The 22102-nt window shown below is 68.8% G+C and carries 22 protein-coding genes; 10 read left to right on the top strand and 12 right to left on the bottom strand.

Annotation, left to right across the window (positions count from 1 at the left end; genetic code table 11):
- Positions 1 to 108 precede the first annotated feature (108 nt).
- Together VGN58_RS15845 and VGN58_RS15840 are read left to right on the top strand one after the other, a co-directional pair.
- On the top strand, positions 109 to 447 hold the full coding sequence (locus VGN58_RS15845) for a P-II family nitrogen regulator (RefSeq protein WP_241044881.1): 339 nt from the start codon (positions 109 to 111) through the stop codon (positions 445 to 447).
- Between the two features lie 15 nt (positions 448 to 462).
- Positions 463 to 831 (top strand): DUF6404 family protein, encoded by a 369-nt coding sequence (locus tag VGN58_RS15840; protein WP_327484137.1) that lies wholly within the window; start codon positions 463 to 465, stop codon positions 829 to 831.
- 65 nt (positions 832 to 896) lie between these two features.
- On the opposite strand, the gene speE is transcribed toward VGN58_RS15840, so the two are convergent.
- Positions 897 to 1754 (bottom strand): polyamine aminopropyltransferase, encoded by an 858-nt coding sequence (gene speE, locus VGN58_RS15835; protein ID WP_327484136.1) that lies wholly within the window; start codon positions 1752 to 1754, stop codon positions 897 to 899.
- 278 nt (positions 1755 to 2032) lie between these two features.
- On the opposite strand from speE, the gene speA reads away from it, so the two are divergent.
- A complete protein-coding gene (gene speA / locus VGN58_RS15830; RefSeq protein WP_327484135.1) occupies positions 2033 to 3934 on the top strand; it encodes an arginine decarboxylase in 1902 nt (633 codons plus the stop codon).
- A gap of 219 nt (positions 3935 to 4153) precedes the next feature.
- Here the strand turns inward: speA and VGN58_RS15825 are convergent, their stop codons facing one another.
- The 7 genes from VGN58_RS15825 to radC form a co-directional block, all read right to left on the bottom strand.
- A complete protein-coding gene (locus tag VGN58_RS15825; RefSeq protein WP_327484134.1) occupies positions 4154 to 4534 on the bottom strand; it encodes a DUF6768 family protein in 381 nt (126 codons plus the stop codon).
- Positions 4521 to 5087 carry an RNA polymerase sigma factor gene (locus tag VGN58_RS15820; protein ID WP_327484133.1) on the bottom strand — a complete coding sequence of 189 codons (567 nt, stop codon included), beginning with the start codon at positions 5085 to 5087 and terminating at the stop codon, positions 4521 to 4523. The genes VGN58_RS15825 and VGN58_RS15820 overlap by 14 nt, the downstream gene beginning before the upstream one ends.
- A 226-nt stretch (positions 5088 to 5313) precedes the next feature.
- Complete coding sequence (locus tag VGN58_RS15815; protein WP_327484132.1) at positions 5314 to 6081, bottom strand: SDR family NAD(P)-dependent oxidoreductase; 768 nt, start codon at positions 6079 to 6081, stop codon at positions 5314 to 5316.
- Between the two features lie 33 nt (positions 6082 to 6114).
- Positions 6115 to 6537 (bottom strand): hypothetical protein, encoded by a 423-nt coding sequence (locus tag VGN58_RS15810; protein WP_327484131.1) that lies wholly within the window; start codon positions 6535 to 6537, stop codon positions 6115 to 6117.
- On the bottom strand, positions 6534 to 7325 hold the full coding sequence (locus tag VGN58_RS15805) for an SPOR domain-containing protein (RefSeq protein ID WP_327484130.1): 792 nt from the start codon (positions 7323 to 7325) through the stop codon (positions 6534 to 6536). Before VGN58_RS15805 ends, VGN58_RS15810 begins: the two co-directional genes overlap by 4 nt.
- 14 nt (positions 7326 to 7339) lie before the next feature.
- Positions 7340 to 9031, bottom strand: a complete 1692-nt coding sequence (gene argS, locus VGN58_RS15800; RefSeq protein ID WP_327484129.1) for an arginine--tRNA ligase — start codon at positions 9029 to 9031, stop codon at positions 7340 to 7342.
- A gap of 90 nt (positions 9032 to 9121) precedes the next feature.
- The gene (radC, locus tag VGN58_RS15795) at positions 9122 to 9796 is read right to left on the bottom strand and encodes a RadC family protein (protein WP_327484128.1); all 675 of its coding nucleotides are present in this window, start codon (positions 9794 to 9796) and stop codon (positions 9122 to 9124) included.
- 96 nt (positions 9797 to 9892) lie between these two features.
- Here radC and coaBC point away from each other — a divergent pair, with 96 nt between their 5' ends.
- The 3 genes from coaBC to VGN58_RS15780 are packed head-to-tail and all read left to right on the top strand — an operon-like array spanning position 9893 to position 13940.
- The gene (gene coaBC, locus VGN58_RS15790; protein ID WP_327484127.1) at positions 9893 to 11122 is read left to right on the top strand and encodes a bifunctional phosphopantothenoylcysteine decarboxylase/phosphopantothenate--cysteine ligase CoaBC; all 1230 of its coding nucleotides are present in this window, start codon (positions 9893 to 9895) and stop codon (positions 11120 to 11122) included.
- On the top strand, positions 11119 to 11583 hold the full coding sequence (gene dut, locus VGN58_RS15785) for a dUTP diphosphatase (RefSeq protein WP_327484126.1): 465 nt from the start codon (positions 11119 to 11121) through the stop codon (positions 11581 to 11583). The genes coaBC and dut overlap by 4 nt, the downstream gene beginning before the upstream one ends.
- Before the next feature lie 14 nt (positions 11584 to 11597).
- Positions 11598 to 13940, top strand: a complete 2343-nt coding sequence (locus VGN58_RS15780) for a phosphomannomutase/phosphoglucomutase (RefSeq protein ID WP_327484125.1) — start codon at positions 11598 to 11600, stop codon at positions 13938 to 13940.
- Positions 13941 to 14027: 87 nt separating this feature from the next.
- Here the strand turns inward: VGN58_RS15780 and VGN58_RS15775 are convergent, their stop codons facing one another.
- Positions 14028 to 14738 (bottom strand): hypothetical protein, encoded by a 711-nt coding sequence (locus VGN58_RS15775; RefSeq protein WP_327484124.1) that lies wholly within the window; start codon positions 14736 to 14738, stop codon positions 14028 to 14030.
- 18 nt (positions 14739 to 14756) lie between these two features.
- Positions 14757 to 15428, bottom strand: a complete 672-nt coding sequence (gene pyrE, locus VGN58_RS15770; RefSeq protein ID WP_327484123.1) for an orotate phosphoribosyltransferase — start codon at positions 15426 to 15428, stop codon at positions 14757 to 14759.
- A gap of 133 nt (positions 15429 to 15561) precedes the next feature.
- Here pyrE and VGN58_RS15765 point away from each other — a divergent pair, with 133 nt between their 5' ends.
- From VGN58_RS15765 to VGN58_RS15755, 3 genes are read left to right on the top strand one after another with little or no spacing between them, the layout of a single operon-like run.
- The gene (locus VGN58_RS15765; RefSeq protein WP_327484122.1) at positions 15562 to 16332 is read left to right on the top strand and encodes an exodeoxyribonuclease III; all 771 of its coding nucleotides are present in this window, start codon (positions 15562 to 15564) and stop codon (positions 16330 to 16332) included.
- Complete coding sequence (locus tag VGN58_RS15760) at positions 16332 to 17666, top strand: AmpG family muropeptide MFS transporter (protein ID WP_327484121.1); 1335 nt, start codon at positions 16332 to 16334, stop codon at positions 17664 to 17666. The genes VGN58_RS15765 and VGN58_RS15760 overlap by 1 nt, the downstream gene beginning before the upstream one ends.
- Positions 17667 to 17710: 44 nt before the next feature.
- A complete protein-coding gene (locus VGN58_RS15755; protein WP_327484120.1) occupies positions 17711 to 17938 on the top strand; it encodes a hypothetical protein in 228 nt (75 codons plus the stop codon).
- Here VGN58_RS15755 and VGN58_RS15750 read toward each other — a convergent pair.
- Both VGN58_RS15750 and VGN58_RS15745 read right to left on the bottom strand, forming a co-directional pair.
- Complete coding sequence (locus tag VGN58_RS15750) at positions 17935 to 19074, bottom strand: anhydro-N-acetylmuramic acid kinase (protein WP_327484119.1); 1140 nt, start codon at positions 19072 to 19074, stop codon at positions 17935 to 17937. The two genes, VGN58_RS15755 and VGN58_RS15750, sit on opposite strands and share 4 nt — an antisense overlap.
- 71 nt (positions 19075 to 19145) lie before the next feature.
- Complete coding sequence (locus VGN58_RS15745; RefSeq protein ID WP_327484118.1) at positions 19146 to 20582, bottom strand: M23 family metallopeptidase; 1437 nt, start codon at positions 20580 to 20582, stop codon at positions 19146 to 19148.
- A gap of 185 nt (positions 20583 to 20767) precedes the next feature.
- On the opposite strand from VGN58_RS15745, the gene tyrS reads away from it, so the two are divergent.
- The gene (gene tyrS, locus VGN58_RS15740) at positions 20768 to 21976 is read left to right on the top strand and encodes a tyrosine--tRNA ligase (RefSeq protein ID WP_327484117.1); all 1209 of its coding nucleotides are present in this window, start codon (positions 20768 to 20770) and stop codon (positions 21974 to 21976) included.
- Positions 21977 to 22102: the final 126 nt, after the last annotated feature.

Genomic DNA, 22102 nt, shown 5'->3' with positions numbered 1-22102 from the left:
AAAAGTCCGGGCGGCGAGACAGCCATTGAACCGCGACACGTCCCGCGCCGCAACCGTGCGCTGCCGTGGCGCGTTATCCTGCGCCCAGCATCCATGGGAGCACCCTGCATGAAAATGGTCATGGCCATCATCAAGCCGTTCAAGCTGGACGACGTGCGCGAGGCGCTGGCGGAAACCGGCGTCGCCGGCATCACCGTCACCGAGGTGAAGGGGTTCGGCCGGCAGAAGGGCCACACCGAGCTGTATCGCGGGGCCGAGTACGTGGTGGACTTCCTGCCGAAGGTGAAGCTGGAGGTCGCGGTGACCGACGACCAGGTCGAACTGGTCGTCGAGGCCATCGTGAAAGCCGCCGGCACCGGCAAGATCGGCGACGGCAAGGTGTTCGTCTACGACCTGGAGCGGGTGGTGCGCATCCGCACCGGCGAGTTGGATGCGGATGCGCTCTGAGAACGGAGTTCTGCGATGACGCAGCCCAGCGGGTTCGATGGTCGTCTGGCGAAAGCGCTTGCCTGGCTGGAACGGTCCGGCATCCGGCGCAGCACGTATGCGCCGCCGATGTTCCGGATGCTGTGGAAGGCGGGCATCCGGCTCCCGCCGCCCCACATGAATGGTTTCGTCGTGAATGCGGTCGTGATGGGCGGCTTCTTCGCCACCTTCTGGGGCCTGATCATGTGGCTGGCGCTGTGGTCGTGGCAGGACAGGCCATTCGTCGCGGTGGTTGCCGTATCGTTGGGCGCCGGGGCGCTGTTCGGCCTGATCATGGCGGCCTACCTGGCCGCGCAGGCGCGCCACTACCAGGTGCCGCGCTGGTCGACGTTCACGTCGGAGTGACATCGTAGAAAAGAAAAAGCCCCGCGTCGCGGGGCTTTCCCTGTGTGTCGCGATCGGGATGCGGTTTACTCCCCCAACGCCTTCGCCACGAACGGTGGTGCCACCAGCACGCCCGTGTGCAGGTGCGCGGTGTAGTACAGCGTGTCGAACGGCTTGGCCTGCGCGTCCGCCTGGCGGAACGCGAAATCGAAGCCCGCCTGCTTGCTGGCCACCGTCACGCTCCACCAGCCGGTCGGGTAGCACGGCTGCGGGAACGGCAGCGTCTTGAACGACTGGAAGCCGGCCTTGCCCATCTCCGCGCGCATGTCCTTGATCAAGTCCAGCAGCGCCAGCGGCGATTCCGACTGCTGCACCAGCAGGCCGTCGGGCTTCAGCGCGCGGTAGCAGCTCTCGAAGAACGCCTTGTTGAACAGGCCTTCCGCCGGACCGACCGGATCGGTCGAATCGACGATGACCACGTCGACACTGCCGGGCTCGCAGTTGGCCATGTAGGCCACGCCGTCGTCGAACAGCAGTTCGGCGCGCGGGTCGTTGTTCGATTCGCACAGCTCGGGGAAATACTTCTCCGCCATGCGTGTGACCTGCTCGTCGATATCGCACTGTGTGGCCTTCTCCACGCCCGGATGCTTCAGCACTTCGCGCAGCGTGCCGCAGTCGCCACCGCCGATGATCACCACGCGCTTTGGCGCGGCGTGGGTGAACAGCACCGGGTGGCTGATCATCTCGTGGTAGAAGAAGTTGTCGCGCGTGGTCAGCATCATCGCGCCGTCGATCACCATCAGCTTGCCCCAGTCGGTGCTGTCGTAGATCTCGATCTTCTGGAACGGCGACTGCACTTCGTCCAGCTTGCCGGTGGTGCGGAAACCGATGGCGGAGCCGGTGTGCGAGAAGTGTTCGATGAACCAGGTGTCGTTGGCGGTCATGGGATGTCCTTGAGGCAAGTGATTTCCCTTCTCCCGCCGGGAGAAGGTGGCGCGCAGCGCCGGATGAGGGTGCGGTGAGTGCAGCGACTTCCCGATGATCTGGACTTCGCCTAACCCTCACCCCAACCCCTCTCCCGGCGGGAGAGGGGCTTGAGCGCGGGCGCGCATTGTAACGGACCCATGTGACCGCAGCCTGTAGAATGCGCGTCCGCGCCGCCGTGGACCCTCCGCTGCGGTACCGACGAACGCGTCGCCACGCGCCAGCCCAGCGAATAGCCATGACTTCCAGCCCCCTCTGGTCCACCGACCACGCCCGCAAGACCTACTCCGTCCCGCACTGGGCCGAAGGGTATTTCGACGTGGACGCTGCCGGCCGCATCGTGGTGTCGCCGAAGGGCGCTCGGGGGCCGCTGATCCCGCTTCCCGAGGTGGTCGACGCCGCACGCGCGCAGGGTGCGCAGCTGCCGCTGCTGGTGCGCTTCCCCGACATCCTCGGCGACCGGCTGGGCAAGCTGCAGGCCGCGTTCGCGCAGGCGCAGGCCGACTGGGACTACCGGGGCGGCTACACCGCGGTGTATCCGATCAAGGTCAACCAGCACCGCGGCGTCGCCGGCACGCTGGCCTCGCACGCGGGCGAAGGCTTCGGCCTGGAGGCCGGCAGCAAGCCCGAGCTGATGGCCGTGCTGGCGCTGTCGCGTCCGGGCGGGCTGATCGTCTGCAACGGCTACAAGGACCGTGAATACATCCGCCTGGCGCTGATCGGCCGCAAGCTGGGCCTGCAGACGTTCATCGTCATCGAGAAGCCGTCCGAACTCGCGCTGGTCATCGAGGAGTCGCGTGCGCTGGGCGTGAAGCCCGGCCTGGGCGTGCGCATGCGCCTGGCGACGCTGGGCGCCGGCAAGTGGCAGAACAGTGGCGGCGACAAGGCCAAGTTCGGCCTGTCCCCGCGCCAGGTGCTGGACCTGTGGAAGCAGCTGCGCGAGGCCGGCCTGCAGGACACGCTGGGCCTGCTGCATTTCCACATGGGGTCGCAGATCAGCAACGTGCGCGACATCGCCAATGGCATGCGCGAGGCGACGCGCTACTTCGTCGAGCTGTCGAAGCTCGGCGCGACCATCAGCCATGTCGACGTCGGTGGCGGCCTGGGCATCGACTACGAAGGCACGCGTTCGCGCAGCTACTGCTCGATCAACTACGGCATCGGCCAGTACGCCAGCAATATCGTGCAGCCGCTGGCCGAGGCTTGCGAACAGCACGGCCTCACGCCGCCGCGCATCGTCACCGAATGCGGTCGCGCGATGACCGCGCACCACGCGGTGCTGGTGGTCAACGTGTCGGAAGTCGAGCAGGCACCGGAAGGCCGCGTGCCGCCGTCGCACGACGACGAACCGTCGGTGATCCGCCACCTGCGCGAGATCCATGCCGAACTGGATACGCGTCCGGCCGTCGAGCTGTTCCACGAGGCGCAGCACCACCACAGCGAAGGCTTGTCGCTGTACGCGCTGGGGCAGATCGACCTGGTCCACCGCGCCCGCATCGACGACCTGTTCTACGCCATCGCGCATGCCGTGCGTGCGCGCCTGAGCAGCGACGAGCGCAGCCACCGCGACCTGCTGGACGAGCTCAACGAGCGGCTGGTCGACAAGTACTTCGTCAACTTCAGCGTGTTCGAGTCGATCCCCGACGTGTGGGCGATCGACCAGGTGTTCCCGATCGTGCCGATCGAGCGCCTGGACGAAGCGCCGGCGCGCCGCGGCATCATCGCCGACATGACCTGCGACTCGGATGGCATGGTCAAGACCTATGTCGAGAACGAGGGCCTGGATTCCTCGCTGCCGCTGCATGCCATGAATCCCGGCGAAAGCTATCGCCTCGGCATCTTCCTGGTGGGCGCCTATCAGGAAATCCTCGGCGACATCCACAACCTGTTCGGCGACACCGATGCGGTGGAAGTCAGTGCCGATGCCGGCCACGGTTACTTGATCACCCAGCAGCGTCGCGGCGACACCACCGACGTGATGCTCGATTACGTGGGCTACCGGCTGGACGACCTGCGTGCGGTGTATCGCCAGCGCGTGGAAGGCGCCGGATTGCCGGCGGCGGAATCGCAGATGCTCGCGGATGCACTGGAAGCCGGCCTGACGGGCTACACCTACCTCTCGGACGAACCGCTGGCGTAGCGTGCGCCGCGCGCACGACCTCGCGCGATGCGGGGTTCCACGCGACGTGCGCATGGCGCACGCGACGTGCGGCCGGACTCGTTCGCCCGTGGCCCTGTTCAAGGCCACGCGGTGCCGCCGCAGCAGGCCGGCACCACCTGCAGCAGCATCGTCAGCAGCCGCACGAGCAGCCGGCACGGCAGCAGTTCCAGGCTCATCGCGAGCCTCGCGGTTCCGCCCTCACGGGTCCTTCCTTCCGGCGTCCCGCAGCAGCGCCAGTTGCAGTTCCACACGCTTGAACTCGCGCAGCATGCGGTTGGCTTCCAGGTGGCTGCCCAGGAACGATTTCATGATCATGGTGAACTGGAACAGCACGATGGCCAGCACGCCCCACTGCACGGCGGCCAATGCGTCCGTCGCATGCCAGCTTCGCCACAGCGACACGCCGAAGCCCGCGAAGGCGATGATCCCGCACAGGTAGGCGACCCACACCACCCACCCCAGCGAACCGCGGAACAGGCCGAACGCCTGCGAGAAATAGCCGGGTTCGCCATGCCGCGCCAACAGCGCGCGATCCTCGGCAGAAAGCGTCTGCTTGATCAGGTCGTCAGTCTTGTCCATCGGAGCTTCCTTCCAGTCGCGCGCGGATCTTGCGCCGCGCATGCATCAGCCGGGTCTTGACCGTTCCCGGGGGCACGTCGAGCGCGACGGCGATTTCCGCCACGCTCAGGTCTTCCAGGTAGAACAACGACAGCGCCGCGCGCTGGGGCGCGGGCAGGCCCTGCATTTCCGCCCTGACGATGGCCAGCTCCGACGCGCGTTCGCCCGCCTCGTCCTGTTCGCCTGCCATCACCGTGTCGAGCTCGGCATCCACCAGGCGAGTGCGCTCGACCTGCCGTCCTCGGATCGCACGCGCGCAGCGGCGGGTCACGATGCGGAACGCCCAAGCCGGAAAGGCCGCGATGTCGTCCAGGCGGCGCAGGCCGCGCACGATCTCGAGCCACGCCTCCTGCACCATGTCGCGGGCGAGGTCCGGATGACCGGTCAGGCGCCACGCGTGGCGCAGCAGACGCGGCTGCCAACGCGTGACCAGACGCTCCCACGCCGCACGGTCGCCCGTGCGGGCGGCTGCAGCGAGGTATTCGTCCAGTATCCGTTCCGTATCCCGCTGCACGCGAGGGCCCCTCTATCCGTCTGTCGGGAGTGAAGGTGCCGGATCGGGCGGAAACGGTTCAATCCGGCGGGGAGACATCGCCGTGCGGCTGGCGCAGGTGCTCCGCCTGGCGATGGTTTTGACAACGCGGATCATGTTCGTCGTTCCCGCGTATGCGGGAACCCGGTGTCTTTGCCTTCATTGGCCCGAAGTCGCTGGGTCCCCGCCTTCGCGGGGACGACGGTCGTTATCCGGACCTACCCTGGGTGTCGCGATGTACCTGGAACCCCGCAAACGACTGCGACACCGGCATGATCTCCAGCCGGTTGATGTTGAGGTGCGGCGGCAGTGTGGCGACGTAGAAGATCGACTCGGCGATGTCCTCGGCAGTCATCGGGTTCGCGCCGGTATACAGCTTGTCGGAGGCGGCCTGGTCGCCATGCGTACGCACCAGGGTGAATTCGGTTTCGGCCATGCCGGGCTCGATCGTCGTCACGCGCACGCCGGTGCCATGAAGGTCGCTGCGCAGGCCGAGCGAGAACTGGCTGACGAAGGCCTTGCTGCCGCCGTAGGCGTTGCCGCCCGGATACGGATACACGCCGGCGACCGAACTGATGTTGATGATCGCGCCCTTGCGCTCGATCAATTGCGGCAGCAGCCGGTGCGTCAGCACGACCAGCGCGGTGACGTTGGTGTCGATCATCGTGCGCCAGTCCGACAGCAGCGCGTTCTGCGCCGGCAGCGTGCCCTGCGCCAGGCCGGCGTTGTTGACCAGAAGGTCGATGTCGCGGAAACCGTCCGGCAGCGCGGCGAGGGCGGCGTCCATCGCCGCTTCGTCGCGGATGTCGAACGCGGCGGCGTGCACCGTGTCGGCACCGACGTCATCCACCAGTGCCTGCAGGCGTTCGGCGCGGCGCCCGGTCGCGATCACGCGCCAGCCGGCGGCCGCGAAACGACGGACTGCGGCGGCGCCGAAGCCGGAGGTGGCGCCGGTGATGAGGGCGGTGCGGGTCATGGGAATTCCTTGGCGGAGGACGACGGAATGCGGTCAGCGCCGCGCGGCGCGGCGCGCATACCAGCGTGCGCCGAGCCAGGTGCCGAGTGCGGCGGCTGCAACGGACAGCGTCGCGCTGAGCGCGTTGGTGCGCAGCAGGTAACCGAGCGGATAGGCGATGTCCGAGGCCGCGCCGGCGATCCCGGCCAGCACCGACAGCGTCGCGGCCCACACGGCCAACGTCAGGCCGACGGCGACGATCAGGAAGCGGTGGCCGGCCAGGGCGCCGCCCAGGCCCATGCAGAGGGCGGTGACGACGTAGCTGACCGGCGTGAGGAATCCCCAGCGGGTCTGCACCACCTCCTGCCAGGCCGACGGCAGCATGCGCCCGACCAGCCACGAGGCGACGAGCAGCGACACCATCGCGGCCGCCGTCGCCATCACCAGGCGCTGCCAGGGCGGCCGCGCGGGACTCACTGCGCCTTCACCGCCATCGCCGGCAGTCCGCCGCTGGCGAGCTTCTGCTTCGCTTCGGCCAGTTCGCTGGCGGTGCCGTACGGCCCCATGCGCACGCGGTAGACGGTCTTGCCGTTGATCTGCGCTGATTCGACACGGGCGCTGAGGCCGAGCATGGCGATCTTGGCCTTGGTGGCCTCGGCATCGCCGGAAGCACCGAACGCGCCGGCCTGCAGGATGTAGCGCGCGCCGGTGTCGGCACTGGCGACCGTGGGGATGGGCCGGGGTGCGGCGGCGGTGTCCGACGCACGCGGTGTCTCTACCGCGCGTGCGGGTGCGCTTTCGTTGAGCGGCGTCGGTTGCGCCGCGGCAGTATCGGCCGGTGCCGTGGCGACCGGCGTGGTCGCCTGGCCGTTGAGGGCGGCACGCGCCTTGCGGGCGTCCTCCTCGCGCGCGCTGGCGGCCAGTTCCGCGTCGGACATCTGCACTTCCTTGCCGGGCAGCAGGGTGTAGAAGTCGTACTGGGTTTCCTTCGCCGCGGACTCCTCGGTCGTGGCGGCGGTGGCGGGCGTGTCGTCGGCAGGGGCGTCGGGCACGACGGCCTCGACATCGGCGCTGTCGATCGGGGCCGGTTGCGCGTCCGGGTTGGGCTGCGGACGGAAGAAGCCGTCGCCGTCCTTCTTGCCCAGTCCCGGGACGATGAAATACACCGCCAGCCCGATCAGCAGGCCGAGGATCAGCCACACCCACGCCGGGGTCGCGTGGCCGGAATTACGGGTGGCCTGGTTCTTGCCGCGCCTTGCTGCCATCTACTGCTCTCCGCTCACATCTTTTCGGGCGCACTGACGCCCAACAGGTCCAGTCCGTTCGCCAGCGCCTGACGGACCGCCAGTGCGAGCGACAGGCGCGCATTGCGCTCGGCGTCGTCGTCGATGAGGATCGGTTCGCCGTCGTACCACGCCTGGAAAGCATAGGCCAGTTCGCGCAGGTATTGCGCGATGGCGTGAGGTTCCAGCGAGAGGCCGGCGGATTCCACCACTTCCGGATAGCGCGACAGTTCCACCATCAGCGCCAGCGAGCCTTCGTCCGTGAGCGCCGGCAACGCGGCGATGCCGACGGCCTGGTCGTAGGGAGCCAGGCCCTTCTCCTCCACGCGGCGCAGCAGGCTGCAGACGCGCGCATGCGCGTACTGCACGTAGAACACCGGATTGTCCTTGCTCTGCTCGCGCGCCAGGTCGATGTCGAAGGTCAGCTGCGAGTCCGGCTTGCGCGCGATCAGGAACCAGCGCGTGGCATCGGCACCGGCCTCTTCGATCAGGTCGCGCAGGGTCAGGTAACTGCCGGCGCGCTTGGACAGCTTCACTTCCTCGCCGCCGCGCATCACCGTGACCATCTGGTGCAGCACGTACTCCGGATAGCCGGGCGGAATGCCTTCGCCCAGCGCCTGCAGGCCGGCCCGGACGCGGGCCAGCGAACCGTGGTGGTCGGCGCCCAGCTCGGTGATCGCGCGTTCGTAGCCGCGCTGCCACTTGGATAGGTGGTAGGCCACGTCCGGGACGAAGTAGGTGTACGTGCCGTCGGACTTGCGCATCACGCGGTCCTTGTCGTCGCCGAAGTCGGTGGACCGGAGCCACAGCGCGCCGCCTTCCTCGTAGGTGTGGCCGGAGGCGACCAGCTTGTTCACCGCTTCCTCGACCTTCCGGTCGGCGTACAGCGAGCTTTCCAGGAAGTAGCGGTCGAACGACACGCCGAACGCCGCCAGGTCGAGGTTCTGCTCGCGGCGCAGGTAGGCCACGGCGAAGCGGCGGATCGCGTCGAGGTCCTGCGGATCCCGTTCACCGGTGACCACATGACCTTCGACCTCGACCGAGTCGCCGTCGAGGTAGGCCTGCGCCACGTCGGCGATGTAGTCGCCGCGGTAGCCGTCTTCCGGCCAGCCCTCGCTGTCGGGCGTCAGGCCGAGCGCACGCGCCTGGGTGGACTTGGCCAGGTTGTCGATCTGCACGCCGGCATCGTTGTAGTAGAACTCGCGCTTGGCGTTCCAGCCGTTCGCCGCCAACACGCGGGCGATGCAGTCGCCGATCACGCCGGCGCGGCCGTGCCCGACGTGCAGCGGACCGGTCGGGTTCGCCGACACGTACTCCACGCCCACGGTGCGGCCCTGGCCGCTGTCGTTGCGCCCGTACGCCGCGCCCTGCGCCAGCGCGGCCGCGACTTCGCGCTGGTAGGCGCCGGGACTCAGATGGAAGTTGATGAAGCCGGGGCCGGCGATCTCGACCCTGGCCACGTCCTCGCTGGCGGGCAACGCGGCGACCAGCGCGGTGGCGAGGGCGCGCGGATTGCTGCGTGCGGCCTTGGCCAGCAGCATGGCGGCGTTGGTGGCGAAGTCGCCGTGCTCGCGGGTCTTGGGTCGCTCGACCACGAAATCCGGCGTGGCGGTGTCGGCCGGCAGGGTGCCGGCGGCGCGCAGGGCGTCGATGCCCTGGGCGATCAAGGCGCGGAGGGAAGCTTTCACGGAAGACCGTCGTGTTGCGTGGGAACCGCCTATTCTAGGTTTTCCCGGTCGCCGCGTGGGATCGGCGCGGTTCAGCCCGCGGCGGAGGCATCAGACCCAGCCGCGCGCCGCCATCGACTGCGGTGGCCCATCGCCGATGACGAAATGGTCCAGCAGGCGCACGTCCACCAGCGCCAGCGCCTGTTTCAGCCGCTGGGTCACCGCGCGGTCGGCGGCCGAGGGTTCCGCGCAGCCCGAGGGATGGTTGTGTCCCACGATCAGCGCCGTGGCGTTCATGGCCAGGGCGCGCCGCGCCACCTCGCGGGGGTGTACCTCGGCGCTGTCCACCGAGCCCTGGAACAGCTCCTCGAACGCCAGCACGCGATGGCGGGTATCCAGGAACAGCGCAGCGAAGACCTCGTGCGGCCGGCCGCGCAGGCGTTGGGCGAAGTAGCGCCCCGCCGCCTCCGGATCGCCGATGGCGTCGCCACGCGCCAGCGACGCGTGCAGCAGGCGGGTGCCCAGCTCTAGCGCGGCGGCCAGCACACAGGCGCGGGCCGGACCGAGCGCGGGCAGGGCGGTCAGTTCGGCCGGCGGGCGCTCGAGCAGGGCGCGCAGCGGGCCGTGGTGGGCGAGCAGCTCGCGGGCGGTGGCGACCGCGTCGCGCCCACGCAGGCCGGAGCCCAGGAAGATCGCCAGCAGCTCGGCGTCGCTGAGGCTGGCAGGCCCGCGGGCCAGCAGCTTTTCACGGGGACGTTCGTCCTGGGGCCAGTCGCGTATGTGCATGTGGCCATCCTCGACGGACGGCGCACGCCGCGGCATCGGGGCGCGGGGGGCGTTCGGGTAAGCTAATCGCCTGTATCGACGTAGGAATGGGCCGACGTGAGTGGATCGGACAAGACACAGGGGCTGGCGGGGCAACGCCTGCTGCTGTGCGTGGGAGGCGGGATTGCCGCCTACAAGGCGCTGGAACTGGTGCGCCGGCTGCGCGATGCGGGGGCCGACGTGCAGGTGGCCATGACCGCGGGCGCGCAGCAGTTCGTCGCCCCGTTGAGTTTCCAGGCCCTGTCCGGCCAACCGGCCCGCACCACGCTCTGGGACAGCGCCGCCGAGCAGGCGATGGGGCATATCGAACTGGCGCGCTGGGCCGACCGCGTGATCGTCGCGCCGGCGACCGCCGACCTGATCGCGCGCCTGGCGCACGGCCTGGCCGACGATCTGGTGACCACCCTGTGCCTGGCGACCACCGCGCCGATGACGATTGCGCCGGCGATGAACCATCGCATGTGGCAGCACGCGGCCACGCAGGCGAACGTCGCCACGTTGCTGGGCCGTGGCGTGCAGGTGGTGGGTCCGAACGACGGGCCGCTGGCCGAAGGCGAGTCGGGCCCCGGCCGCCTGGCCGAGCCGGCCGAGATCGTCGCCGCGCTGGCCGGCGGGGCGGCGAAGGCATCGCCGGTGCCGCAGGACTTGGCCGGGCTGAAGGTGGTGGTCAGCGCCGGCCCGACCTACGAGGACCTGGATCCGGTGCGCTACCTGGGCAACCGCAGCAGCGGCAAGATGGGCTTCGCGGTTGCCGCCAGCGCCGCCCGGCGGGGCGCCAGCGTCACCCTGGTGGCCGGTCCCGTGCATCTGCCCACCCCGGCCGGCGTGACCCGGGTGGACGTGCGCTCGGCCGCGCAGATGCACGCGGCCGTGTTCGCCGCCCTGCCGGCCGACCTCTACATCGGCGCCGCCGCCGTGGCCGATTACACGCCGCGCGAGCCGGCCGCCGACAAGATCAAGAAATCCAGCGAATCGCTGGCGCTGGACCTGGTGCGCACGCCCGACATCCTGGCCGAAGTCGCCGCGCAGAGGCAGGCGCTGAAGCTGGTGGTCGGCTTCGCCGCCGAAACCAACAACGTGGCCGAATACGCCCGCATGAAGCTGGACGCCAAGCGGCTGGACATGATCGTGGCCAACCGCGTGGGCATCGCCGATGGCGGGTTCGAGAGCGACCAGAACGCGATGACCGCCTACTGGAAGGAGGGCGAGCGCAGTTTCGCCTCCGCACCGAAGACGCAGCTTGCCGACGACCTGATGGACCTGATCGTGGAGCGACTGAACGCATGAGCGCAGAGCGCAAGGTGGAAGTGAAGCTGCTGGATCCCCGCTTCGGCGACGAATGGCCGCTGCCGGCCTATGCCACCGAGGCCAGCGCCGGCATGGACCTGCGCGCGGCGCTGGACGCCCCGCTGGTGCTGGAACCGGGCGACGCGGCGCTGGTACCCAGCGGCATCGCCCTGCACCTGAGCGACCCGCAGCTGTGCGCGGTGGTGCTGCCGCGCTCCGGCCTGGGCCACCGCCACGGCATCGTGCTGGGCAACGGCACCGGCCTGATCGATGCCGATTACCAGGGTCCGCTGCTCATCAGCGTGTGGAACCGGGGACACGAGAGCTTCACCATCCAGCCCGGCGACCGCATCGCCCAGGTCATGGTGCTGCCGGTCGTGCGCGTGAGCCTGCAAGTGGTGGATACTTTCGCCGACAGCGCACGGGGGACGGGTGGCTTCGGCCACACCGGCGTGCGGTGACAGGGGACAAACCGATGAACACGACGAGCGAGAACCGCCTGCGGATTCCCGTGGGCGACCTGCGTGGCGCGTTGCCGAAACTGGCGGTGCTGCTCGGCCTGCTGGCGGGGCTGCTGGCCTGGAGCGGCGTCCGCCAGTGGCGGGATGCCGGCCAGCTGGAAGACGTCGAGCGCGCGCGGGACCAGGCGGTGCAGGCCGTGCAGGCCAGCCATGCCGCCCAGGTCCGGCTGCTGGAGCAGCGCCTGGCCTCGGCGCCGGTCAAGGCGGCGCTGGCCGCGAACGACCTTCCCGCCGCGGTGGCCGCGGTGCGCGATGGCTGGGCCGGCGTACGCCAGGTCGAGATCTTCGACGGCGCCTTGACGGCGGCCTACGCCGACGCGGCGACCTTCGGCTACAGCCGGCTCGCCCTGCTGGAAGCCGGGATGCAGGGCGACGCCGTCGCCGCCCGCGTGGTGAAGGAGGGCGATCAGACCGTATTCGGCATGGCGGCGGCCGTACCGCAGGGCGTGCTGTATGCCAGCGTGCCGCTGGCACGGCTGACCGAAGCATTCGATGGCGTGGCCATGCCGGCCGGCGGCTATCTCGCGCTGCGCCAGGGCGGCTATTCGATCCAGCAGCGCGGCAACAGCCAACTGGCCGACGGTGCCGAACGCATGGCGCATGCGGTGGGCAAGACCGGTTTGCGCGTGGCGACCGCTGTCCCGGACAGCGAATCCGGCCCGCTGGGCCTGGGGCCGATTGCGGCGCTGGTGGTGGCTGTCTTGCTGGCCATGCTGGCGATCGCGGCCGTGCTGGCGGCGCGTGGTGGTATCGGCCTGGGACGATTTGGAAACAAGGGAGCAGAGATGAGCGACATGGATGAACCGACCCTCGGCGAAGCGCTGCTGCGCGATCCGCCGCCCGCCGCCGGCGCGCGCGCGCCGGTCGCCGACGAGGGCGACGGCAGCGATGCCTACCGGCCGTCCGAGGGCAAGGCGGTCGACGTGGACCCCGGCATCTTCCGCGCCTACGACATCCGCGGCATCGTCGGGAAGTCGCTGAGCGTCGAGGTCGCCGAACTGATCGGCCTGGCCATCGGCTCGGTCATGCGCGACGAGGACCTGGCCGATATCGTCGTCGGCCGCGACGGCCGCCTGTCCGGTCCGGACCTGGCCGGCGGACTGATCGAAGGCCTGCGCAAGGCGGGCCGCAACGTCATCGACATCGGCTTGGCGCCCACGCCGGTGGCGTATTTCGGTGCCTACCACCTGCGCGCGGGCAGCTGCGTGGCGGTGACCGGCAGCCACAATCCGCCGGACTACAACGGGTTCAAGATCGTGGTGGGGGGGCAGACCCTGTCGGGCGATGCGATCACCGACCTGTACGAGCGCATCCGCGACAACCGCCTGTACGTGGCCGGCGTGCCGGGCGACCTGCAGCAGCGCGACATCGCCGCCGACTACATCCAGCGCATCGCCGACGACGTGCAGCTGGAGCGTCCGCTGAAGATCGTGGTGGATGCCGGCAACGGCGTGGCCGGCGACATCGCCCCGCAGCTGCTGGAGGCGATCGGCGCGGACGTGATCCCGCTGTACTGCGAAGTGGACGGCACGTTCCCGAACCACCATCCGGACCCCAGCGAACCGCACAACCTGGAAGACCTGGTGCAGACGGTGAAGCGCTTCGACGCCGACATCGGCCTGGCCTTCGACGGCGATGGCGACCGCCTGGGCGTGGTGACCAAGGAAGGCGCGATCATCTTCCCCGACCGCCTGCTGATGCTGTTCGCCGCCGACGTGCTGGAGCGCAATCCGGGCGCGCTGATCATCTACGACGTGAAATGCACCGGCAAGATGCAGGGCTGGGTGCTGCGCCACGGCGGCACGCCGATGATGTGGAAGACCGGGCATTCGCTGATCAAGGCTAAGATGCGCGAGACCGGTGCGGAACTGGCCGGCGAGATGAGCGGCCACTTCTTCTTCCAGGAGCGCTGGTACGGGTTCGACGATGGCCTGTATGCGGCCGCGCGCCTGCTGGAGATCCTGGCCAACCGCAGCGAGACGCCCTCCGAAGTGCTGGCCGAATTGCCGGACGGCGTGTCCACGCCGGAGATCAAGGTCGACGTGGTGGACGGCACGCCGCACGCGATCGTCGAGCGCTTCGTCGCCGGCGCCGAATTCGAGGGCGCGCGCCTGTCCACGATCGACGGCCTGCGCGCGGACTGGGACGACGGCTGGGGGCTGGTGCGCGCCTCCAACACCACGCCGATCCTGGTGCTGCGCTTCGAGGCCGACGACCACGCGGCGCTGGAGCGGATCAAGGGCGAGTTCCGCGCGCGGCTGCAGGCGCTGGCGCCGGAGCTGAAGATGACGTTCTGACCGCTCGCGCGTGTCGGGCCACTACGAAAACGCCGGGCAATGCCCGGCGTTTTCGTGTGCGGTCAGGTACGTGTCCGCGCGAACGCCTTACCGGCGGGCGGGAGAGGGAGGTTTCGGCGTGGCGGTGTTCAACGCGGCGTCTTCGGCCTGTTCGGGCGTGACGCCCTTCATCGCGCGGAAACGCTGCAGGATGTCGGCGATCTCCACGTCCAGGTCCGCGCGCTGCTTCTCGAAACTCTGCTGCAGGCGACGCGTGCGCACCAGTTCCGCGTGGCGCTGCTGGATGGACGCGGCCATCTCCTTCGGTACCGGCTGGCCCGCCAGTTCGCGGTCGCCGGCGGTCTGCAGCAGGGTGATCAGGCCATCGCGCAGGCTGATGGCGTTGTAGCTGGCGGTGCGGACGTTGTTGTCGACGATGGCCGTGCGTTCGTTGAAGACGCGGCTGAGTTCTTCTTCGCTGCGGTACGAGAGCAGCATCGCGGCGTCGGTGCGCCGGCGCATGTCGGCGGCCGCGGCGTCGATGAGCTGCTGCTGGGCCGCGATGGCGGCCTGCGCGCGTTCTTCGTCGGTCAGGGCGCGCTCCACGCCGCCGGTGCGCAGGCCGCTGGCGGCGCTGATCTCCTCGCGTGCGGCGTTGACGGCATCGGGCGGCAGCGCATCGCTGCAGACGCGCTGGCCCTTCTCTTCCCAGCAGAAGAGTTTCTTGGTGGCCGGTGCGGCACCCTTGTTGCCCTGGGCATGCGCCAGGGGCGCGGCCACGAGCAGGGCGGCGAGCATGTAGGAAGTACGGACGGTCATGGCAGTCCCCAACTGCGGTCAGTCCCGGGTCGCGCTGCCGTAGCGGGCCCGATAGGCCAGCAGGTCGTCGCGATGATGGACAAGGTCGGCGCTTTCGCCGGCAAATGCAAGCAGGTCGTGCAGGTTGGCCACGGCCACCACCGGCACGCCGGTTTCGTCGGCGACCGACTGCGCCGCCGAGCGGCGCTCGCCCGCCGTAGCCGGTTCGCCCAGCACTTCCTGGCGGTCGAGCGCGACCACGATCCCGGCCGGTACGCCGCCGCCGGCGCGGATCAGGCCCAGCGCTTCGCGGATGGCGGTGCCGGCGGTGATCACGTCGTCGACGATCAGCACGCGACGGTCCTCCAGCGGTGCACCGATCAGCAGGCCGCCTTCGCCATGGTCCTTGGCCTCCTTGCGGTTGAACGCCACCGGCAGGTCGCGGCCGCGGCGGGCGAACTCGCAGGCCAGCGCGGTCGCCAGCGGGATGCCCTTGTAAGCCGGGCCGAACAGCAGGTCGAACTGCAGCCCTGCGGCGTCCACCGCATCGGCATAGCAGGCGGCCAGCCCGGCCAGCCGCGCGCCGCTGTCGAAGCGGCCGGCGTTGAAGAAATACGGACTCTGCCGCCCCGATTTCAGCGTGAACTGGCCGAAACGCAGCGCCTGCGCGTGCAGTGCGAGCTGGAGGAAGCGGGCGTGATGGTCGGACATGGGCGAGAGGCCGGGATGGGAGATTCGGGATGACGGGAGGGGTAAGAGCATAGCTCGTCCGGACGCAGGCCTTCGGGCCCATGCGGTACGCTTTGCGAATCCCGACTCCCTAATCCCGCATCCCGGCTCCCCCATGCGCATCATCAGCTTCAACGCCAACGGCCTGCGCTCGGCGGCCACCAAGGGCTTCTTCGACTGGTTCACCGTGCAGGACGCCGACGTGCTGTGCGTGCAGGAAACCAAGGCGCAGGAGCACCAGCTGGCCGGCCCGGAATTCCTGCCCGCGGGCTACAGGGCCTGGTTCCGCGACGCCACCACCAAGAAGGGCTACAGCGGTGTGGCGATTTACGCCAGGCGCGAGCCCGACGAGATCCGCACGGCCTTGGGCTGGCCGGACTTCGACGAGGAAGGCCGCTACATCGAGGCGCGCTTCGGCGACCTGAGCGTGGTGTCGTTCTACATCCCGTCCGGTTCGTCCGGCGAGGAGCGCCAGGGCTTCAAGTTCAAGGTCATGGACTGGCTGGCGCCGGTACTGGACGAATGGCGCCGCAGCGGTCGCCACTACGTGCTGTGCGGCGACTGGAACATCGTGCGCAGCCGCCTGGACATCAAGAACTGGACCAGCAACCAGAAGAACTCCGGCTGCCTGCCGCCCGAGCGCGACTGGCTGAACGGCCTGTGCGTGGACGACGGTGGCTGGGTCGACGCCTACCGCGTGCTGCACCCGGAAGGGCAGGACTACACGTGGTGGAGCAACCGCGGTGCGGCGCGCGCCAACAACGTGGGATGGCGGATCGACTACCAGTTCGTCACGCCCTCGTTGCGCGACCGTCTGAAGGCCTGTTCGATCTACCGCGAGCAGCGCTTCTCCGACCATGCCCCCTTCACGGTGGACTACACCTGATGACGACCTCTGCCAGCGAACAGCCCGGCAAACCCTCGGTCTGGCGCGCGTTCGCGCAGCCGTCGGCGTGGACCATGTTCTTCTTCGGCTTCGCCTCCGGCATGCCGTTCCTGCTGGTGGCCGGCACGCTGGCGTACTGGCTGACCGAGAACGGGCTGGAACTGAAGAGCATCACCCTGATCGCCAGTGCCGGCCTGAGCTACACGCTGAAGTTCCTGTGGGCGCCGCTGGTGGACCGCTGGCGCCTGCCGCTGCTGGGGCGGCTGGGGCAGCGACGGGGCTGGCTGCTGCTGGCGCTGGCGATCGTCATCGTCGGCCTGCTGCTGATGGCGCACCTCACGCCGACCCGGCTGGCGCCGTTCGTCTGGATCACGCTGATGACGGCGTTCGCCGGCGCGACGCTGGATATCGCGGTCGACGCGTACCGGATCGAGATCGCGCCGCAGGAATCGCAGGGCGCGTTGCTGGCCACGTATTCGCTGGGTTACCGCATCGCGCTGATCATCACCGGCGCGCTGGCGCTGATGCTGGCCGATGTGGTGCCGTGGCCGACGGTGTACCAGGCGATGGCCGGCTTCATGCTGGTTCCGGTGGCGGCGGTGCTGCTGTCCCGCGAGCCCGACATCGTGCGGATACGCATGACCACCTGGCGCGCCGGCTTGCAGGAAGGCGTGGTGGAACCCTTCATCGACTTCTTCCGCCGGTTCGGCAGCGCACTGGCGCTGGCGCTGCTGGCGTTCATCCTGCTCGCCAAGATCTCCGACCAGTCGCTGGGCGGCGGCATCATGGCGCCGTTCTATCTCAGCCAGGGGTTCACCAAGACCGAGATCGGCGCGGTGTCGAAGATCTGGGGCGTCTGGGTTGGCCTGGTGGGCGTGTTCATCGCCGGCATCGCGATCGCGCGCTGGGGCGTGAAGTGGCCGCTGCTGGCCGGCATCGTGCTGGGGGCGATCAGCAACCTGCTGTATGTGTGGCTGATCGGCGCCGACGGCGATGTGTGGAAACTGACGCTGGTGATTTCCGGCGAGAACCTGGCGCAGGGCTTCCAGGGCACGACACTGGTGGCGTTCCTGTCGGCGCTGGTCAACCAGCGGTTCACTGCCACCCAGTACGCCCTTTTCTCGTCGCTGGTGATGCTGCCCGGCAAGTTGCTGGGGGCGGTGTCGGGCGGCATCGTGGAACAGACCGGGTACGGCGTGTATTTCTGGATCACCGCCCTGGTGGCGGTGCCGGCGGTCGCCCTGTTCTTCTGGCTGTCGCCACGCATCCGGTTCGGCAGCGGGCACGAGGCCGCGACGGGCGTGGACATGCCTGCGGCCGATACGCGGCCTTGAGCGACTGCGCTACAGTTTCCCCGGGGCAGCAGGGGAAGGATGGAATGACCGACATCGTGCTGAGGGATGTGGACCCGATCCTGGCCGAACGCATCCGCCGGGTCTCGCACGCCCGTGGCTGGCCGATCCACGACACGATTTTCAACCTGCTCGAGCAGGGCCTGTTCGTCTGCGAGGCGGAAGTCCGCGGCGGCTTCGATGACCGCGAGGTCAACGCGCTGGCCGAGGCCATCAGCGCCTTGCGGGAGGTCCCGGCGGGCAAGGGCTTCTAGGCCGGATACACCGTGCCCAGCACGCGTCGCCCCGACGCCCCGGTGACGGCAGGCAGGTTGCCGGGCCGGCCGGCCAGGGTTTCGCGGGCCAGCCACGCGAAGCCCATCGCTTCCACGTAATCCGGGTCCAGGCCGTGGGCGGCGGTCGACTCCACCACCGCCTGCGGCAGGTAGGCCGCCAGGCGCGCCATCAGTACCGGATTGCGCACGCCGCCGCCGCAGGCCAGCACGCGGCGGGTGTCGGGCTGGGACATGTGCAGGGCATCGGCGATGGTGCGCGCGGTGAGGTCCAGCAGGGTGGCCTGCACATCGGCCGGCGCGAGGCTGGTGTCTTCCATGCGCGCCTGCAGCCAGTCCAGGTGGAAGTGTTCGCGCCCCGTGCTTTTCGGCGGCGGCAGCGCGAACCACGGGTCGGCCAGCAGGCGGGCGAGCAGCGTCGGGTTCACCTGTCCGCTGGCGGCGAAGGCGCCATCGGCGTCGTAGGGGCGTCCGGTGTGCCGCTCGCACCACACGTCCATCAGCGCGTTGGCCGGGCCGGTGTCGAAGCCGCGCACATCGCCTGCGGCCGGCAACAGCGTGAAGTTGGCGATGCCGCCCAGGTTGAGTGCCGCGCGATCTTCGTTCGACGACCCCAGCAGCGCGGCATGGAAGGCCGGCATCAGCGGTGCGCCCTGGCCGCCTGCGGCCACGTCACGACGACGGAAGTCGGCCACGGTGGCGATGCCGCAGCGCTCGGCGATGACGTTGCCGTCGCCGAGTTGCCAAGTGAACGGGGGATCGCCCTGCGGACGATGGCGCACTGTCTGCCCGTGCGAGCCGATCGCCCGCACGCGGCCGCGTGGCACGCCGGCGGCCTGCAGCAGGGACAGTGCCGCCTCGGCGAAGGCCAGCGCGATGCGCCCGTCCAGCATGCCGAGGTCGTCCAGCGACACCGTGTCCGCACCCTGGCCCAGCGCGACCAACTGCCCGCGCAGCGTGGCATCCCAGCTGAAGGTGTTGCCATGCACCAGTTCGCAACGCAAGGTACGGCCTTCGCCCTCGAAGCGCACCAGCGCGGCATCGATGCCGTCGGCACTGGTGCCTGACATCAGGCCCAGATAAAGCTCGGAAGCGGTCGAGGCGGACGTGTGGGTCATGCGGGATCGTCAGGCAATGAAAAAGGCGGGACAGTGTCCCGCCTTTTCACGCATCCCGCCATGCGCGGCGATCAGCCCTTGCGTGCGGCCGGTTTCGCGGCGGCCACCGTGGCCGGCTTCTTGTCTTCGGCGGACGGGCCGACATCGGCATAGATGATGTCTTCCACCGTGCGGATGCGCGCCAGCGCATTGGCCGTGTACGTGCGGAAGGCAGCGAGCTGCGCGCCGGTGAGCGGTTCCGGCGGCGGCATCGTCACCGACAGCGGATTGCGGTGCACGCCGTTGATGCGGAATTCGTAATGCAGGTGCGGGCCGGTCGACAGGCCGGTGGTGCCGACATAGCCGATCACCGTGCCCTGCGCCACGCGCTGGCCCTGCTTGATCTTGCCCAGGCGCGACATGTGCGCGTACAGGGTGGTGTGCCCGCGGCCGTGATCCAGGATCACGGTGCGTCCGTAGCCGCCCTGCCAGCCGGCGAACTGCACGCGCCCGTCGCCCGCGGCCATGATCGGCGTGCCGGTGGAGGCGGCATAGTCCACGCCCTTGTGCATGCGCATCGTGCCGAGCACCGGATGGCGACGCGCACCGAACTTGGAGCTCATGCGCGCATACGCGATCGGCATGCGGATGAAGTTCTTCTTCAGCGGCCGCCCTGCGGCGGTGAAATACTCCGGCTTGCCGCCCGGACGGGTGAAGCGGAAGCCCGAATGCAGCTTGCCGTCGACGGTGAAGGTGGCGGCCTGCACCGGGCCGGTGCTGATCAGCTCGCCCTCGCGCCAGGTCTGTTCGACCACCACGCTGAAACGGTCTTCCGGGCCGAGGTCCGAGTTGAAGTCGATGTCGTACTTGAAGATCTCGTCCGTCATCGAGTTGATGTTGGCGGACGTCAACCCGGCCTTGCGCGCCGAGCGGTTGAGCGACCGTCCCACCTTGCCGCTGAGCACCACGGTGCGGGTGGTGGTCTCGCGCGCGATCACGCGCTCGGTGATCTTGTCCTGGCCCACCACCAGCTCGACGCGGTGGCTGGGGTCGCGGTCGTACCGCAGCGTGCGCAGGCCACCGGTCACCGGCAGGTCGAAGGCGATTTCGGAGCCGGGCTTCAGGCGGGTCAGCGCCTTCTTGGCGTCGGCATTCTCCAGGATGCGGTGCAGCGTGGCGGCCGGAATGCCCAGCTCCTCGAAGATCGCCCCCATCGTTTGCCCCGGCTTCACCCGCACCACTTGCCAGCTGTCGCCGGCAATGCCCTCCTGGCGCGCGGCCGACAGGTCGGGCAGATCCAGCAGCAGGGTGTTGCGCGGTTCGGACACCGGCGCCTGGATCGCGCTGGAAAAGCCGGGCACGATGGTGGCCATCAGCACGCCGATCGTGGTGAACAGGCTGGCATGGATCCAGTGGCGGCGCGTCCATCGCCCTTCGGGCAGATGTCGCTTCACGGCGCTATCGCGAAGCACGCCGAGGCGCTCGCGGAACAGTTGCTTGCGGCTGTTGCCGCCCCCATGAGTTTGCATCAAGGTTGCACCCCGGGGCCAAGGCAAAGCCCCAATCGGCGTACCATAGACACGCGAAGACTTCGCGTCAAACCATTGAGTCAAATAGCTTTTTTGATTGGTATCACTGTTTACTTTGTTTTAACGGCGCCTTCACCTCACTGACTTGGCCTTCACGTGGCCGCCCCTACTGGAACCGCTATCCCGTGTCCTCCGCAGAAGCTCTCGACCTGATCGGCCGTGGTGCCGACGAAATCCTCAAGCCAGAAGATCTGGAGGTCCGCCTGAAGCTGGGACGTCCGCTGCGCGTGAAGGCGGGCTTCGACCCCACCGCCCCTGACCTGCATCTCGGACATACCGTCCTGCTGAACAAGATGCGCCAGTTCCAGGACCTGGGGCATCAGGTGATCTTCCTGATCGGCGACTTCACCGGCATGATCGGGGACCCCACCGGCAAGAATGTCACCCGCAAGCCGCTGACCCGCGAGGATGTGCTGGCCAACGCGCGGACCTACGAGGACCAGGTGTTCAAGGTGCTGGACCGGGACAAGACCGAGGTCCGCTTCAATTCCGAATGGTTCGGCAAGATGGGGGCGGCCGACATGATCCGCCTCGCCGGCCAGCACACCGTGGCCCGCATGCTGGAGCGCGACGACTTCGCCAAGCGCTACGCCGCCCAGCAGTCCATCGCCATCCACGAATTCCTCTACCCGCTGGTGCAGGGATACGACTCCGTGGCGCTGCAGGCGGACGTCGAACTCGGTGGTACCGATCAGAAGTTCAATCTGCTGATGGGCCGCGGCCTGCAGGAGCATCACGGCCAGGCGCCGCAGATCGTGCTGACCATGCCGCTGCTGGAAGGACTGGACGGCGTCAACAAGATGTCCAAGTCGCTGGGCAACTACATCGGCGTCAGCGAGCCGGCCATCGACATCGTCACCAAGACCATGAAGATCGGCGACGACCTGATGTGGCGCTGGATCGAACTGCTGAGCTTCGAGATCGGTGTGGCGGAAGCGGCGGCGCTGAAGATGTCGGTCGAGCAGGGCGAACTGAACCCGCGTGACGTGAAGCTGCGGCTGGCACGCGAGTTGGCGACCCGTTTCCACGATGCCGCCGAAGCGGAGAAGGCCATTGCCGGCTGGCATGCCGTCGTCACGGGCCAGGGCGACACCTCGTTGCTCGAACTGAAGGACGTCGTGGTACCTGCGGAAGGTATCCGCATCGCGGCGCTGCTGACGGCCGCCGGCATCACGCCCAGCAATTCGGAGGCGAACCGCAAGCTCAAGGAGCGCGCGGTAAAGCTGGAAGGCGAAGTGGTGGAAGATGCCGGTCTGCACCTCGCGCCCGGCTTCGAAGGCGTTCTTCAGGTGGGCAAGCGCAACTTCGCGCGCGTTCGCCTGGTGGCCGCCTGAGCAACGGAGACCTCTGCAGGAATGCCGGTCGACGCCGTGTGAATTTTTCTTCTCCACCCCCTTCCAAAAGCTGACAGAACCGGCCATACTTTCCCTCCCCCGACGCACGGGGCCTTGCCGGACCGG

It is taken from the genome of Pseudoxanthomonas sp. (genome assembly GCF_035999195.1).
In the GTDB taxonomy this organism is placed as follows: domain Bacteria; phylum Pseudomonadota; class Gammaproteobacteria; order Xanthomonadales; family Xanthomonadaceae; genus Pseudoxanthomonas_A.
This window is presented reverse-complemented; position numbering and strand designations above follow the sequence as displayed.

Bases quoted from the DNA above. Each gene is read 5' to 3' on its own strand.
- VGN58_RS15825 (WP_327484134.1), bottom strand. From the start codon at position 4,534: ATGGACAAGACTGACGACCTGATCAAGCAGACGCTTTCTGCCGAGGAT.
- VGN58_RS15845 (WP_241044881.1), top strand. From the start codon at position 109: ATGAAAATGGTCATGGCCATCATCAAGCCGTTCAAGCTGGACGACGTG.
- VGN58_RS15750 (WP_327484119.1), bottom strand. From the start codon at position 19,074: ATGACCCACACGTCCGCCTCGACCGCTTCCGAGCTTTATCTGGGCCTG.
- VGN58_RS15745 (WP_327484118.1), bottom strand. From the start codon at position 20,582: ATGCAAACTCATGGGGGCGGCAACAGCCGCAAGCAACTGTTCCGCGAG.
- VGN58_RS15840 (WP_327484137.1), top strand. From the start codon at position 463: ATGACGCAGCCCAGCGGGTTCGATGGTCGTCTGGCGAAAGCGCTTGCC.
- VGN58_RS15805 (WP_327484130.1), bottom strand. From the start codon at position 7,325: ATGGCAGCAAGGCGCGGCAAGAACCAGGCCACCCGTAATTCCGGCCAC.
- VGN58_RS15765 (WP_327484122.1), top strand. From the start codon at position 15,562: ATGCGCATCATCAGCTTCAACGCCAACGGCCTGCGCTCGGCGGCCACC.
- VGN58_RS15760 (WP_327484121.1), top strand. From the start codon at position 16,332: ATGACGACCTCTGCCAGCGAACAGCCCGGCAAACCCTCGGTCTGGCGC.
- speA (WP_327484135.1), top strand. From the start codon at position 2,033: ATGACTTCCAGCCCCCTCTGGTCCACCGACCACGCCCGCAAGACCTAC.
- speE (WP_327484136.1), bottom strand. From the start codon at position 1,754: ATGACCGCCAACGACACCTGGTTCATCGAACACTTCTCGCACACCGGC.
- VGN58_RS15780 (WP_327484125.1), top strand. From the start codon at position 11,598: ATGAACACGACGAGCGAGAACCGCCTGCGGATTCCCGTGGGCGACCTG.
- dut (WP_327484126.1), top strand. From the start codon at position 11,119: ATGAGCGCAGAGCGCAAGGTGGAAGTGAAGCTGCTGGATCCCCGCTTC.
- radC (WP_327484128.1), bottom strand. From the start codon at position 9,796: ATGCACATACGCGACTGGCCCCAGGACGAACGTCCCCGTGAAAAGCTG.
- VGN58_RS15755 (WP_327484120.1), top strand. From the start codon at position 17,711: ATGACCGACATCGTGCTGAGGGATGTGGACCCGATCCTGGCCGAACGC.
- VGN58_RS15775 (WP_327484124.1), bottom strand. From the start codon at position 14,738: ATGACCGTCCGTACTTCCTACATGCTCGCCGCCCTGCTCGTGGCCGCG.
- VGN58_RS15815 (WP_327484132.1), bottom strand. From the start codon at position 6,081: ATGACCCGCACCGCCCTCATCACCGGCGCCACCTCCGGCTTCGGCGCC.
- pyrE (WP_327484123.1), bottom strand. From the start codon at position 15,428: ATGTCCGACCATCACGCCCGCTTCCTCCAGCTCGCACTGCACGCGCAG.